The organism is Flavobacterium ammonificans (assembly GCF_020885975.1).
Taxonomy (GTDB): Bacteria; Bacteroidota; Bacteroidia; order Flavobacteriales; family Flavobacteriaceae; genus Flavobacterium; species Flavobacterium ammonificans.
The window spans coordinates 1,286,837-1,301,327 of sequence record NZ_AP025183.1; the positions used below are offsets into that span (position 1 = coordinate 1,286,837).

Sequence of the window (14,491 nt, forward strand, 5' to 3'; positions counted from 1 at the left end):
CTAATTTTAAAAACTATAAAAACGATTCAATCGCTAATTCATAACTTTTAAGACCAAATCCTAAAATCACACCTTTGGCATTTCCTGAAATGTAGGATTGATGACGGAATTCTTCTCTTCCAAAAGTATTCGAAATGTGGACTTCAATAACGGGTGAAGTAATTGCTTTTACAGCATCGCCAATACCAATAGAAGTGTGAGTGTATGCTCCAGCATTTAGGATGATTCCATCATACGTAAAACCAACTTCTTGAATTTTACTGATTAACTCACCTTCAATATTGCTTTGGAAATAGTGGAATTCAATCGAAGGAAATTTTGATTTTAAAGTATCAAAATACGCTTCAAAAGTTTGGTTTCCATATACTTCAGGTTCGCGTTTTCCAAGTAGATTTAAGTTGGGTCCGTTAATGATACAAATTTTCATACAATGATATTTCTGTAAAAATAAAAAAACCGTTCCAATAAATAGAACGGTTATGTAAATTAGTTTGATTTAGTTTTAAAAGTAAAATCCAGCGGATACTTGTACTACTGAATTTTTAATTTCAGCATTCGTAGATGCCTCACTCAATCCAACTACATATCTACCTTGTAAAAAAATGCTTTTAGTAACTTTGATTCCTAATCCAGCTGCTGCACCAAAATCAAATGACTTAGGATCATCTAGTAAAACATTTTCCTTATTGCTTACTAAAAAAGAAGCTTGGGGACCAAGGTCTAAACTAAATGTCTTGCTTAAATTAATTTTTGCCAAAACTGGAATTGTGATATAGCCTAATTCATTGTTTATATCAGCTAGTACTCCAGCTGCTTTGTAGTTGGCTCCTACAGAGGAATATAAAACCTCAGGTTGAAAGGCAAATGATTCTCCAAGAGGAAGTTCTGCAACAAGACCAAAGTGATAATTGGTAATCGCTTCTGATTTATAATTTACATTGTTTACTGTAATATCAGAACCATTTTGATTAGCGTAATTGACACCAGTTTTAATACCTAATTTAACTATTTGTGCATGAGCAGATAGTGTTGTAATTAGGATGATACAAATTGTAATAAGATTTTTTTTCATGATTAAAATTTTAAAGTTTGGGTTGAGACTCCAAATGTAAGAATTATTTGTAAAATAATAGCGAATGTATTTTCTAATTTATGGTTTTATTTATGTTAATTTATTTTATTAATTACTGATAATTTAAAATTATTTACTTAATATTTAATAAAAAAAATGTTTTTATAAGATTTTATTTATTAAATTAAAGTTAAAAATTTATTTTTTTAAATATCACTATTTTTAGTGAGCTTGTATTGTTAGTTTTTTGAAAAACAATGCCTTGTCATTAATTATTCTATTTTTAAAAGTTTCCTTGAATTGTAAAAATCATTTTTTTCATTTTTGACCTTTTGATTTTAATTTTAATTACCTCTAATTTTACCATCTCAAATCTTAAAATTAAAAAAAAATGAAAAAAATTATTTTGTCAGCATTTGCTGTATTGGTGTTTGGTTTTACTAATGCACAAGAGAACATTATCAAAGCTAATCCTTTGTCCCTGCTTGGAGGAACAGACTTAGTTAGTTTTGAACACAAAATTGGAGATAATACATCTCTTTTATTTGGAGTGGGAGTTGGAGGTTTTAAAATAGGAGAATCTAAATATTCTAATTTAGGGGGAGAGATTCAATATAGATATTATTTTGACGAAGCTTTAAAAGGGTTCTATGCAGGTGGTCAAGCGGGTTATTCCGCAGGAAAAGTAAAAACAGAATTCGGCTCAATTATTAGCAGTGAAACTAATTTTGGAGCCTTAAAAATAGGTGCTAAAGGTGGTTATCAATGGGTTTGGGGAAGTGGATTCTCATTAGATCTAAATTTAGGTCTTGCTTATAATAATTTTAGTTATAAAGATTCTAGTTCTTCTTTTTCCACATTAAAAGCTAGTGGAGTTTTACCAAACTTTGGTTTTGCTTTAGGTTATGCTTTTTAATCAATAATTTTTCATAATGAAAAAAAATATTTTATTGTTTATTATATCGTTCATATTTTTTGGATGTTCTTCTTCAGATGAGTCAGTCAATTCTTCAGTTTATAACCCACCAGCATGGATACAAGGTACCTGGGGTTTTAAAGCAACTACAACAGGTACAGGTCAAGATGAATCTTATTTTAAGTTTACTTCTAATAATTTATGTCAATTAACATTTGGTGATATTATCACGACTTGTTGGAAAGAAATGACTGAAGTATCTCCCAAAATCTATTCCGGTTCTGAAAACTCTTCTAGTGATTCTTATGAGATAAAATTAATTGCAGTTGACGGTATTCAATCGGTAACTTTAAAATTTAAAAAGGTATCTACCACGAAAATTATTTGGGTAAATTCGGGTTCAAATATTGAATTAGAAAAATTAAATTAGAATTTATTTAAATCAAAACCACGTTGTATGACGTGGTTTTTTTATGTCCAAAAAATGCGTTTCTTTGTTAAGTGAACTGGACTACTTTTATAAAAAACTACCAATCGTATTTGAGAATCGAAAGGGGATTGTCAAAGAATACTATTGACAATTATTCTTTTGATGTAGATCGTTTGTGTCTTTTTTTAGAGCAAAATCAAATTCAAGTTTCGCCATTAAAAATTACAGAGGAAACGATTCAGCAATTTATTTACAGTGTTTCAAAACAAGTGAACGCCCGTTCGCAAGCTCGAATTATTTCAGGATTAAAAAGTTTTTTTAATTATTTGGTTTTTGAAGATTATCGTTCAGATAATCCTTTAGAGCTAATAGAAACTCCAAAGACGGGAAGAAAACTACCCGATACACTATCTGTAGCAGAAATCGATACTTTAATCAACGCCATTGATTTGTCTTCTAATGAAGGAGAGCGAAATCGAGCAATGTTAGAAACTTTATACGGTTGCGGTCTTCGTGTTTCGGAATTGGTCAATTTAAAAATATCCGATTTATTCTTTGATGAAGGATTCTTGAAAGTAACAGGTAAGGGAAATAAACAACGATTTGTGCCCATTGGTCATTTGACTCAAAAATACATTCAGTTATACAAAGAGACCATAAGAACGCATATTGCTGTAAAAAAAGGATTTGAAGATACGCTCTTTCTTAATAGAAGAGGGAGTCAGCTTACCCGTGCTATGATTTTTACTATAATTAAAGATTTGGCAACCAAAATCAATTTAAACAAAACGATCAGTCCGCATACATTACGCCATTCCTTTGCAACCCATTTATTAGAAAATGGAGCCGATTTGCGATCTATTCAATTAATGTTGGGACATGAGTCCATTACGACTACTGAAATATATGTGCATTTAGATAGAAGGTTCTTAACCGTAGTAATGAATACTTATCATCCCAGAAAGGATTAAATAAAAAGGCCAAATTTCAAAGTTGAAATTTGACCTTTTTTATTTATGGGGATAGAGTACTTTATTTAGCGATATTTACCGCTCTAGTCTCTCTAATTACTGTTACTTTAACTTGACCTGGATAGGTCATTTCAGTTTGAATTTTTTGTGAAATTTCGAATGATAAGTTAGATGCTTTATCATCAGAAACTTTTTCGCTTTCTACAATTACACGTAATTCTCTACCTGCTTGAATCGCGTAAGCACTTTTTACTCCGCCAAATCCGTAAGCTACTTCTTCAAGATCTTTCAAACGTTGAATGTATGAATCCAATACTTGTCTTCTTGCTCCTGGTCTTGCTCCTGAAATAGCATCACACACTTGAATGATTGGAGACAATAATGATTTCATCTCAATCTCGTCGTGGTGCGCTCCAATAGCATTACATACTTCTTCTTTCTCACCGTATTTCTCAGCCCATTGCATCCCTAATAAAGCGTGTGGTAAATCACTTTCTGTATCTGGCACTTTACCAATATCGTGTAATAAACCAGCTCTCTTCGCCAATTTTACATTCAATCCTAATTCGGCAGCCATAATACCACAAAGCTTAGATACTTCTCGTGAGTGTTGCAATAAGTTTTGTCCGTAAGATGAACGGTATTTCATTCTACCTACCACTTTAATTAATTCAGGGTGTAATCCGTGAATACCCAAATCAATTACAGTACGTTTACCTACTTCAATGATTTCGTCATCGATTTGTTTAGCAGTTTTAGCAACTACTTCTTCGATACGCGCAGGGTGAATTCGTCCGTCGGTTACTAATTTATGTAATGACAAACGGGCAATTTCTCTACGTACTGGATCAAAACAAGAAAGGATAATTGCTTCAGGAGTATCATCTACTATAATTTCCACTCCTGTAGCAGCTTCTAACGCTCTAATGTTTCGTCCTTCTCGTCCAATGATTCTACCTTTTACATCATCTGATTCAATGTTGAAAACAGAAACGCAATTTTCAACTGCTTCTTCTGTACCTACACGTTGAATTGTGTTGATAATAATTTTTTTTGCTTCTTGCTGTGCAGTTAATTTCGCCTCTTCAATAGTATCTTGAATTTGAGACATCGCTTGTGTTTTAGCTTCAGCTTTTAAACCTTCAATTAATTGCTCTTTTGCGTCTTCTGCTGATAATCCTGAAATCACTTCCAACTGTTGCAGTTGACTTTTATGCATTCTTTCTACTTCGGCTTGCTTCTTTTCTAAGATTTCCAATTTAGAAGTATACTCAAGTGTTTTAGCTTCGTAATCGTCGTTTACTCTTTTGGCTTTAGCCAATTCATTTGAAATTAGAGATTCTTTATCGCGAACTCTTTTTTCTACTTCAGCTACTTTTTTATCACGAGCCAAAATTACTTGTTCGTGTTCAGATTTCAATTCGATAAACTTTTCTTTAGCTTGAAGAATTTTATCTTTTTTGATGTTTTCTGCTTCAAAATTAGCGTCTTTGATAATAGATGCTGCTTCTTTTTTCGCTGTCTTTATTAGGTTCGAAATGTTGCTTTTTTCTAAGATTTTTGCAATTGCAAAACCAGCTACTACTCCTACTATTCCGGTAATAATGATTGTTACTATGTTGTCCATGTTAATTAAAAATTGATGTATAAAAAAAGCCTACATTAGGTGCTTGTATAAACTCGAAAAGACAAGTTTTGAGCTAACTCACTGTTCAAGCTTCCTTACCAAAGTAGGGCATGCTATAGTAGTGATGATTTGCTCATTCTAAATTGTTAGTGTTGAGTTTACCAAATTGAACTAATGTAGGCAGTATCTTAGTCTATGTAAGAACGTATTATTTATTGAGATAGTTGTCTAATATCGTATTGATTTTATTCAATCTTTCGATAGTTTCTTCTCCGTCAATTGCGTTATCGATTTGCTTTTGTTCTACTTGAGAAGCAAATTGTAGGGCACACATGGCCAATACATCTTGCTTGTCTCGAACAGCATAATTTTCTTCAAATTGCTTAATCATGGTATCAATCTTTTTAGAAGCACTTCGAAGTCCTTCTTCTTGAGATGGGTCTACCGTTAACGGGTAAACTCGATCTGCAATTGATATTTTTATTTTAAGCTTTTCGTCCATAATTTTAATCTGATAGCTGTGCTATGCAGTAATCAATTTCGCGAATTAACGAATTTATTTTAAGCTTAGTATCTCTTTTGTTTTCTTCACTGCCGAGCAATGAGTTGGCTATTTTGAGTGCTTCATACTCTTTTTTCAAAGAATCAATCTCACGAGATTGGTTTTGTATGATAGCATTTGTGTTGGATAATTCGGTCTTTAATTCTAGATTGAGTTGCTCTAAACTAGTATTCCTAGCGAAGAGTTTTTCAATCTTATTTTCAAGAGTATCAATTATTTCAGCAATCACACTCATTAGTATTCCAATTCATTACTTAATCTTACAAAGTTAGTATTCCTTTTTATTAATACAATAGTTTATTTGCTTTTTTATTGAAAAACAACTAAATTATTAGGATACAAAGGGTTACGGATTTGACTTCAATCGGATTTTATTTGTGATTTTGTTTTTTTATCTTAGCCAAAATAAATTGATATGCGCCTCATTATTTTTTATTTTCTTTTTTCTATTTCATTAGTTGCACAAAATAATTTTCCTAAAGATTATTTTGGTTCTCCTTTGGATATTCCTATGCAGTTATCGGGGAATTTTGGAGAATTACGTCCGAATCATTTTCATGCTGGATTTGATTTTAAAACCCAACAAAAAGAAGGATTGAAGGTTTTTGCTGTGGCTGAAGGCTATGTCTCTCGAATTAAAATTTCGACTTTTGGTAATGGAAAAACAATCTATATTACGCATCCAAATGGGTATACATCAGTTTATGCTCATCTGCAAAAGGCAGTTGGTTCCATTCAGGATTTTATAACAAAAACGCATTATAAAGAACAAGCTTTTGAAATTGAAATGTATCTCAAACCGGGAGAAATTCCGATACAAAAAGGGGAGTGGATTGCTTTATCGGGTAATTCAGGAGCTTCAGAAGGGCCTCATTTGCATTTTGAAATTCGCGATTCAAAAACAGAGTTTATCATTAACCCAATGCTTTTTGGTTATGATAATTTAATTAAAGACACTAAAAAACCAATAGTTTCTGCTTTGTATGTTTACCCGTTAAGTCCCTCGACAACAGTAAATAAATCTAGACGTCCTATTTTAATCAATTTTTCTATGCAAAAGGAAGGAGGATTTATTGCCGATAAAGTGTTGGCCAGTGGACCTATTGGTTTTGGAATTGTTGCAGATGATTACGATGACATTTCATTCAATAAAAATGGAGTGTATAGTGTGCATTCAATTCTGAATGGACAAGTAACTTTTGGTTATCAATTCGATACGTATTCATTTGATGATATGCGTTATATTAATGCCTTAATCGATTATTCCAAATACAAAAAGACGAAACAGCGGGTGCAAAAATTATTTATGAATTCTAAATATAATTTGTCTTTTATCAAGACGGATGAAGCGAAAGGTCAAATTTCCCCGGTACCCAATTTAGATGGGATATACCGAATTGAAGTGGGTGATTTTTTTGGAAACAAAACAATTATTTCTGTACCCATTCAATATGATACTACTCCTGTACTAGTTCCTGCTGAGCCCACAATTTCTAAGTATTTTGTAAAAGCTATAAAAGATAATATTTTTGAAAAAGACAATGCTTCGGTATTTTTTCCCGCTGGTACTTTTTATGACGATTTTACAATGAATTTTGATGTACGAAACAGTATTTTATATCTTCATGATGACAGTGTACCTGCGCATACAAATTTCACTATTACCATTTCAGATGGTTTAATTCCAAAAGAAAAACAGGATAAAACCTATATTGCACGAATTGAAGGAGATAGATTAATTTACAATCCAACTTTCAGAAGAGACACTACTTTTTCAGCTAAGGTTAAGATTTTAGGGAAATACAAATTAGTTACAGATACGTTAGCCCCTAAGATAACAATAGCAAAGCCAATTGAAGGAAAATGGATAAGTCAAGACGCAATCCAATTGCAAATTTCAGATACGGGTTCTGGCATTAAAAAGTATGATGGGTTTCTGAACGGACGTTGGGTTTTGTTTGAGTACGACAATAAGACCAATACAATTACTCATGTTTTTAATGACGAATTTCTTTTGAATGGGTCTAATGAGTTGAAACTAATTGTGTCAGATGCTATGGGAAATTCTGCTACCTTTGAAACTCGATTTAATCGGAGTGTAAAAAAATAATCGTTTGAAAAACAGTCTAACATTTAGCATTTATTTTTTCTTTTTAGGGGTATCTTTTATCTCTTTGGCACAAAATGCTAGAGTTAAAGGTGTCGTTTTAGATGAGAATAAGGTTCCTATAGCGAATGTTGCTATTTCTAGCGAAACTAATTCCACCCGATCCAATAGTAATGGCTTTTATGAGCTGCCTATTCCCGCCCAAAAGAAAACGACTATTGTTTTTTCTCATCTGGCATTTAAATCAGTAAGTGCAATAATTTCTTTGCAACCCAATGCAATTTTCGAATTCAATCCTATTTTGAATACTAGGATAGAACAAATGGGAGAAGTAATTGTGTCTTCAAAAAATAAGAATCGAATTCAAGGTATTACATCAATTACTCCAGAGATTTTGCGAAAAACTCCTGGAGCGAATGCAGGTGTTGAGAATGTGTTAAAGACTTTGGCAGGGGTCAATTCTAATAATGAATTAAGTAGTCAGTATGCTGTTCGTGGTGGAAATTATGATGAAAATTTAGTCTATGTTAACGAAGTTGAAGTGTATCGTCCTTTCTTAATTCGATCAGGTCAGCAAGAAGGATTGAGTTTTATTAATTCAGATTTAGTCCAGAATATTGACTTTTCTGCTGGTGGGTTTCAGGCTAAATACGGAGATAAATTGTCTTCTGTTTTAGACATTACGTATCGAAAACCAACCGCATTCGGAGCTAATTTTGAAGCTAGTTTCTTAGGAGGGAGTCTGTCTGTTGACGCTGTTTCTAGAAATAAAAAGTGGTCTGCTGTTACAGGAGTTCGGTACCGCAACAATAGTCTTTTGGTGAATAGTCAAGAAACACAAACTAATTTTACGCCTTCCTTTGTTGATGTCCAAACCAATATAAATTATCAGGCTTCCGCCAAATGGCAGTGGAGTTTTTTGGGTACTATTTCTAGAAATAACTACGAATACCAACCTTTGACGCGCCAAACTAATTTTGGAACTCTAGACCAGCCTATGGCACTTTTAGTCTTTTATGAAGGACGGGAAAAAAATAGCTACGGTACTTATTTTGGAGCAATTAAAACTACTTTTAAGCCGATTGAGACATTTAGTTTAAAGTTGATAAGTTCACTCTATCATACTGTTGAACAAGAGCACTTTGATATTTTGGCTCAATATCGTTTAGGGGAAGTAGATAATAATGTTGCTTCTGAAAATTACGGAAAAGTTTCCTATTCGCGTGGTATTGGATCACAGTTAAATCACGCCCGAAATAATCTAGACGCTTTAATTGCTACTATCGAATTGAAAGGATTTCATGATTGGAAGAAAAGCCAATTGGACTGGGGAGTAAAATATACTCGAGAGTCTATTCGTGATCGAGTAGTGGAGTGGGAAGTCATTGATTCGCTTAGTTTTTCGATTCCACCTCCTACTATTTTACCTCAACGTGATGAGCCAAATACCATCTATTCTGGACCACTTGTTCCCTATCAAAATGTGCGTGCTACAAATTTTAACACCATCAATAGATTCTCAGGTTTTGCCCAATGGAATTCAAAGTCTAATTTAGGGTCTGCTAAGCTTTGGTACAATGCAGGTTTGCGTTTTCAGCATTGGGAGGTAGCTGGAACTAATGCTTTAGGAAATTCACAATTTGTTTGGAGTCCGCGCGCACAAATAGCCATTCAACCCAATTGGGAAAAGGATATGCTATTCAGACTATCCGGCGGACTGTATTACCAACCTCCTTTTTATAGAGAATTACGTGACGCCGATGGCATAGTACAAACTAATGTCAAAGCCCAGCAATCTGTTCATTTAGTGGTTGCGAATGACTACAATTTTAAGATGTGGAATCGTCCGTTTAAATTGGTTTCTGAACTCTATTATAAATCCATGTCGGATGTTAATACCTATACAATTGATAATGTTCGTATTCGTTATGCAGCCAACAATTTGGCGAAGGCCTATGCACAAGGTCTTGACTTCCGATTGAATGGGGAATTTGTTCCCGGAACGGAGTCTTGGTTTAGTTTTGGGTATTTGAAAACAGAGGAAAATAGTGAAAACAGAGGATATATTGCGCGACCAACGGACCAGTTATTAAAGTTTGGTATTTTATTTCAAGATTATATGCCCACTATTCCGAGTATGAAAGTGTATTTAAATTTAGTCTATAATACGGGATTACCAGGCGGCTCTCCTTCGTATGCAGATCCGTATCAATATCAAAATAGACTGCGGGATTACCGTCGAGCGGATGTTGGTTTTTCTAAAGTATTGATTGATAATTATAGTAATTCAAAGAAGAAGAATTGGCTAGGTAATTTTAAAGAATTAGCTATAGGAGCAGAGATATTTAATCTATTTAATAATCAAAATGCGATTACCAATACTTGGGTTCGGGATGTGTATTCTAAAAATCAATACGCTATTCCGAATTACATGACTACACGAGTTTTTAATATCAAATTGTCGGCTAAATTATAGTCTAAATTAAGATATCACTTTCTAAATCTGATTTTTCAATTTCTATATCAAAACCTAATTTAGATACTAATTCGATAACTAGATTTTTATACCAGTTTTCTGATTTTGGATGGATGTAAATTTTATCAATCAATTGGCTGATGTCCACATTGATTTTAATTCCGTCATTAATGTTGATTTTAGTATCAGAAGTATCAGATATAATGCGGACCTCACGTTCGTATTGAAAACTTTTTCGCTTAAATAAGAATGGAAAAAACAAATCGTCGAAAGGGATATATTCCTTTTTGTAATCAATATAATTTACTTGTCCGATGTATTGCTTTAAGTTTTTTTCAGGTTCCAATGCTTTTTGCAATCGCCCAATAGTAGATTGGATAGCCAATCCTTCACTGTTTTGAGTAAAAATTTGCCACATAGCGAAAGATTCGTATTCATTGATGTGCCAACTACTAATAGCTACTTTTTCGCGGTGGGTTTTGTAATAATTTAAAAATTCAGGATTGTTAACAGCTAACTTTTTAATCTCTTCAAAAGTGGGCTCGCTAAAAGTACCTTCGTATTGGTCTTCAAATTTGTCAGAACGCGACATGAATAACTTTTGAGAAAGTAACAAATCCAAAAATTTAGACAAATCCAAATATTTCCAAACAATGGTGTCTGGATCTTTAGGGAGTTTAATATTTGGACTTGATAAATACATTTTTATTCGAGTGATTGCATACTTACCAATTTGTTGTAGGTTCCGTTCAATGCAATTAATTCTTCATGAGTGCCTTGTTCTACAATTCGGCCTTTTTGCATTACCACAATTTTGTTTGCTTTTTGAATAGTAGAAAGGCGGTGTGCAATAACAATAGAAGTTCGGTTTTGCATCATATTTTCGAGGGCAACTTGCACAAATTTTTCACTTTCAGTATCCAATGCTGAAGTCGCCTCGTCTAAAATCATAATTGGTGGATTTTTTAAAACTGCACGTGCAATCGATAGACGTTGTTTTTGACCTCCTGATAATTTATTACCGCTATCACCTATATTAGTGTGAATTCCATGAGGCAATTCGTTCACAAATTCAAAAGCATTGGCAATTTTTAGGGCTTCGATAATTTCTTCATCAGTAGCATCCTCTTTTCCTAAAGCAATATTAGCTTTTATTGTGTCATTAAATAATATACTGTCTTGAGTAACTAGGCCTATTAAACCTCGCAAGCAATGAATATCTAATTTTTTAATATCAATACCATCAATTTGAATGGTACCTTCGTTCACATCATAAAAGCGAGTCAATAAATTGGCAATTGTACTTTTTCCACTACCAGATTGACCTACTAACGCAACTGTTTGCCCTTTGTTTACCTCTAATGAAAACTCTTTCAGTACATTATCATCTTTGTATTTAAAGTTGATATTTGAGATGGTAATATTTGAATCAAATGATTTTTTAATTATGGCATTTTTATCATTTGGAATGGTGTTTTCAATTTCTAAAACTTCAAAAACACGTTCGGCGGCAGCTAATCCATTTTTAACAGCATAAGAAGCTTTAGAGATGTTTTTGGCAGGTGTCAATATGTTGTAAGCAAGTAACATATATACAAGAAATAGCGAGCCATCCAATGTTTTGTCGACTAATACTAGATTGCCCCCATACCAAAGTAAGGTTGCTATGGTCACAATTCCCATAAATTCGCTTAAGGGAGAAGCTAAATTATTTTTGTTTCCAATTAAATTTGAAAAAACAAAAAGTCTGTTGATGGAATCTCCAAACATAGTTTTGAATATTCCTTCAGCATTGTAACTTTTGATTACTTTAAGTCCAGATAAACTTTCTTCAACTAAAGAAATAAAATAACCACTTTCCTCTTGTGCTCGAGTGGATTTTGCTTTTAAACTTTTACCTACTTTTGAAATTACAAATCCTGAGATTGGTATAAAAATAAATACAAATAATGTTAAATTAACACTAATGTTTAACATCGCAATTATGGTAAAAAGTATTGTTAAAGGTTCTTTAACGATGAGTTCAAGAATAGAGAAAAATGAATTTTGAACTTCATTCACATCGCCTAGCATTCTCGCCATCATATCTCCTTTTCTTTTTTCTGAATAATAAGGGATAGGTAATTCTACAATCTTATCATACATCGTTTTTCTTAAATCACGCAAAACACCGTTTTTTAGATGGGTAATGTGATAAGAAGCTAAAAAATTAAATACATTTTTCAATAAAAAGGTAATAATTACTAATACAACCACTAACAATAAAGCAGACTCAGGCCCCTGTGTTTTATTTAAATGAGAGATATTATAGAAAAGCCATTCTTTTCCAAATTTCCCAATATTTTCAATTCCGTTAAACACTGGTTCTTTGATTACTTCATTACTTTTTTTGAATAAAACTTCCAGTAATGGAAATAATGTAATCATGGAAAGAGTGCTAAATAAAGCGTACAAAACATTATATACAATGTTGAGAACAATGTTTGTCTTATACGGTTTCGTATATGGTAATAGTTTAATTAAGTTTTTTTCCATTAATTTAATTCAATTGCATTGCTGCGATTATGTTTTTAATTTTTTGATCCAATTCAGTTTCAACTGCTCTGAAATTTTCGACTTTATCCAAAGTAGTGTTTACACTAAAATAGAATTTTATTTTTGGTTCCGTTCCACTAGGACGCGCACAAATTTTAGAACCGTCTTCCAAATAGTAGATTAACACATTCGATTTTGGAATAGCAATTGGCTCAATTTCGTTTGTTATTCTATTCAATGAAGTTGAATTTTGGTAATCATCAATACATACCACACGTTGACCATTGATTTCATCAACGGGATTTTCACGCAAGTCAATCATCATTTGATTGATTTCGGCTAGCCCGTCAATACCTTTTTTGGTTAACGAAATCAAATGCTCTTTGTAACAACCAAAATCAACATACAAATTCAATAATTCTTGGTATAACGAACTTCCTGAGGCTTTCGCCAAAGCGGCAATTTCGCAAACCAAAAGCGAAGCGCCCACCGCATCTTTGTCACGAACCGCATCGCCTACCATAAACCCAAAACTTTCTTCTCCACCGCCAATGAATTTTTGGTTAGGGAAATCTTTAATCATTTTGGCAATCCATTTGAAACCAGTCAAACCAACTTTGCATTCCACTCCATAAGCAGAGGCTAATTCGAGCATCATCGGAGTCGATACAATTGTCGAACCTACGAATTCAGTTCCAGTAATTTTATCGGCACGTTTCCATTGTTCTAATAAAAATGCCGTCATGATAATCATTGTCTGATTACCATTCAATAATATCATTTTACCTTCAGTATTTCTTACAGCTACGCCTAAACGATCTGAATCGGGATCAGTACCAATTACAATATCAGCATCTGTTTCTTCCGCTAATTGCATTGCCATACTTAAAGCTTCTGGTTCTTCTGGATTAGGGGATTTAACAGTCGGAAAATCTCCGTTTGGTTCTGCTTGTTCTTTAACAATATGAACTTGTGAGTATCCCGCTTGCGCCAAAACGGTTGGAATCGATTTAATCGAAGTTCCGTGTAGCGAAGTGTATACGATTTTTAAGTTTTCTTTGGCTGCTGCCGGTGTTGTTTTGAAACTGGCGTTCTCAATTGTAGATTGATGAAAAGCAGCATCGACTTCTGCTCCAATATATTGAATTAGATCAGCGTTGGCTTCAAACTTGATTTCGTCATAATTCAAGGCTTCGATTAACTCAATAATTTCGCCATCTTGTGGCGGAACTAATTGACCTCCATCTTGCCAATATACTTTGTATCCATTGTATTCTGGTGGATTATGAGAAGCAGTCAACACAATTCCTGCGTGACAATTCAAATGTTTTACGGTGAATGACAATTCGGGAGTTGTACGTAATTCTGAAAATAAGAAAACTTGAATTCCATTGGCAGAAAATACATCAGCAACTACTTTAGCTAAAGTATCGCTATTGTGTCGGCAATCGTAAGCAATCGCTACGCGTAAATTTTCTCCAGGAAATACTTTTTTCAAATAGTTAGACAAACCTTGGGTATTTTTTCCTAAGGTGTATTGGTTAATACGGTTAGTTCCAACTCCCATAATACCGCGCATTCCGCCCGTTCCAAATTCTAAATTCTTATAAAAACTTTCTTCTAGCTCTTGTGGAGCTGAAGTCATCATTTCTTTAATTGTATTTTGAGTTGCTGAGTCAAAATTAGGCGAGAGCCATTCGTTTACTTTGTCTAAAATAGTTTGTTTGATTTCCATTTATGTCTATTATTTGGTATAACCAATCTTTTTTCGTTCTTGTTGCATTTGATGTTGTTG

General features: G+C 33.3%; 13 protein-coding genes. 5 read left to right on the forward strand and 8 right to left on the reverse strand.

What is annotated here, in order from left to right; genetic code table 11:
* Nucleotides 1-13 precede the first annotated feature (13 nt).
* Complete coding sequence (aroQ, locus tag LPC23_RS05785) at nucleotides 14-427, reverse strand: type II 3-dehydroquinate dehydratase (RefSeq protein ID WP_229328789.1); 414 nt, start codon at nucleotides 425-427, stop codon at nucleotides 14-16.
* Nucleotides 428-502: 75 nt separating this feature from the next.
* Nucleotides 503-1,072, reverse strand: coding sequence for a porin family protein (locus tag LPC23_RS05790; protein ID WP_229328791.1), 570 nt, complete (start codon nucleotides 1,070-1,072; stop codon nucleotides 503-505).
* Between the two features lie 391 nt (nucleotides 1,073-1,463).
* Here LPC23_RS05790 and LPC23_RS05795 point away from each other — a divergent pair, with 391 nt between their 5' ends.
* From LPC23_RS05795 to xerD, 3 genes are all read left to right on the forward strand, one after another.
* Complete coding sequence (locus LPC23_RS05795) at nucleotides 1,464-1,988, forward strand: DUF3575 domain-containing protein (protein ID WP_229328793.1); 525 nt, start codon at nucleotides 1,464-1,466, stop codon at nucleotides 1,986-1,988.
* A gap of 16 nt (nucleotides 1,989-2,004) precedes the next feature.
* Nucleotides 2,005-2,418 (forward strand): hypothetical protein, encoded by a 414-nt coding sequence (locus LPC23_RS05800; protein ID WP_229328795.1) that lies wholly within the window; start codon nucleotides 2,005-2,007, stop codon nucleotides 2,416-2,418.
* 71 nt (nucleotides 2,419-2,489) lie between these two features.
* A complete protein-coding gene (gene xerD / locus LPC23_RS05805; RefSeq protein ID WP_229328796.1) occupies nucleotides 2,490-3,389 on the forward strand; it encodes a site-specific tyrosine recombinase XerD in 900 nt (299 codons plus the stop codon).
* A gap of 61 nt (nucleotides 3,390-3,450) precedes the next feature.
* Here xerD and rny read toward each other — a convergent pair whose 3' ends face one another.
* From rny to LPC23_RS05820, 3 genes are all read right to left on the reverse strand, one after another.
* Complete coding sequence (gene rny, locus LPC23_RS05810; RefSeq protein WP_229328798.1) at nucleotides 3,451-5,016, reverse strand: ribonuclease Y; 1,566 nt, start codon at nucleotides 5,014-5,016, stop codon at nucleotides 3,451-3,453.
* 208 nt (nucleotides 5,017-5,224) lie between these two features.
* Entirely contained in the window at nucleotides 5,225-5,518 is a 294-nt protein-coding gene (locus LPC23_RS05815; RefSeq protein ID WP_229323511.1) for a cell division protein ZapA, read from the reverse strand.
* A 4-nt stretch (nucleotides 5,519-5,522) separates the two neighbouring features.
* Nucleotides 5,523-5,813 carry a hypothetical protein gene (locus tag LPC23_RS05820; RefSeq protein WP_229323513.1) on the reverse strand — a complete coding sequence of 97 codons (291 nt, stop codon included), beginning with the start codon at nucleotides 5,811-5,813 and terminating at the stop codon, nucleotides 5,523-5,525.
* A gap of 180 nt (nucleotides 5,814-5,993) precedes the next feature.
* Between LPC23_RS05820 and LPC23_RS05825 the strand changes: the two genes are divergently transcribed.
* Both LPC23_RS05825 and LPC23_RS05830 read left to right on the forward strand, forming a co-directional pair.
* A complete protein-coding gene (locus LPC23_RS05825) occupies nucleotides 5,994-7,688 on the forward strand; it encodes a M23 family metallopeptidase (RefSeq protein WP_229328801.1) in 1,695 nt (564 codons plus the stop codon).
* 4 nt (nucleotides 7,689-7,692) lie between these two features.
* Nucleotides 7,693-10,161, forward strand: a complete 2,469-nt coding sequence (locus tag LPC23_RS05830) for a TonB-dependent receptor (RefSeq protein ID WP_229328803.1) — start codon at nucleotides 7,693-7,695, stop codon at nucleotides 10,159-10,161.
* A gap of 1 nt (nucleotide 10,162) precedes the next feature.
* Here LPC23_RS05830 and LPC23_RS05835 read toward each other — a convergent pair whose 3' ends face one another.
* The 3 genes from LPC23_RS05835 to LPC23_RS05845 are packed head-to-tail and all read right to left on the reverse strand — an operon-like array spanning nucleotide 10,163 to nucleotide 14,431.
* Nucleotides 10,163-10,864 (reverse strand): hypothetical protein, encoded by a 702-nt coding sequence (locus tag LPC23_RS05835; RefSeq protein ID WP_229328805.1) that lies wholly within the window; start codon nucleotides 10,862-10,864, stop codon nucleotides 10,163-10,165.
* 2 nt (nucleotides 10,865-10,866) lie between these two features.
* Entirely contained in the window at nucleotides 10,867-12,696 is a 1,830-nt protein-coding gene (locus LPC23_RS05840) for an ABC transporter ATP-binding protein (protein ID WP_229328807.1), read from the reverse strand.
* Between the two features lie 4 nt (nucleotides 12,697-12,700).
* Nucleotides 12,701-14,431, reverse strand: a complete 1,731-nt coding sequence (locus LPC23_RS05845; RefSeq protein ID WP_229328809.1) for a phospho-sugar mutase — start codon at nucleotides 14,429-14,431, stop codon at nucleotides 12,701-12,703.
* Nucleotides 14,432-14,491 lie beyond the last annotated feature (60 nt).

Bases quoted from the DNA above. Each gene is read 5' to 3' on its own strand.
- aroQ (WP_229328789.1), bottom strand. From the start codon at position 427: ATGAAAATTTGTATCATTAACGGACCCAACTTAAATCTACTTGGAAAA.
- LPC23_RS05790 (WP_229328791.1), bottom strand. From the start codon at position 1,072: ATGAAAAAAAATCTTATTACAATTTGTATCATCCTAATTACAACACTA.
- LPC23_RS05795 (WP_229328793.1), top strand. From the start codon at position 1,464: ATGAAAAAAATTATTTTGTCAGCATTTGCTGTATTGGTGTTTGGTTTT.
- LPC23_RS05800 (WP_229328795.1), top strand. From the start codon at position 2,005: ATGAAAAAAAATATTTTATTGTTTATTATATCGTTCATATTTTTTGGA.
- rny (WP_229328798.1), bottom strand. From the start codon at position 5,016: ATGGACAACATAGTAACAATCATTATTACCGGAATAGTAGGAGTAGTA.
- LPC23_RS05815 (WP_229323511.1), bottom strand. From the start codon at position 5,518: ATGGACGAAAAGCTTAAAATAAAAATATCAATTGCAGATCGAGTTTAC.
- LPC23_RS05820 (WP_229323513.1), bottom strand. From the start codon at position 5,813: ATGAGTGTGATTGCTGAAATAATTGATACTCTTGAAAATAAGATTGAA.
- LPC23_RS05825 (WP_229328801.1), top strand. From the start codon at position 5,994: ATGCGCCTCATTATTTTTTATTTTCTTTTTTCTATTTCATTAGTTGCA.
- LPC23_RS05835 (WP_229328805.1), bottom strand. From the start codon at position 10,864: ATGTATTTATCAAGTCCAAATATTAAACTCCCTAAAGATCCAGACACC.
- LPC23_RS05840 (WP_229328807.1), bottom strand. From the start codon at position 12,696: ATGGAAAAAAACTTAATTAAACTATTACCATATACGAAACCGTATAAG.
- LPC23_RS05845 (WP_229328809.1), bottom strand. From the start codon at position 14,431: ATGGAAATCAAACAAACTATTTTAGACAAAGTAAACGAATGGCTCTCG.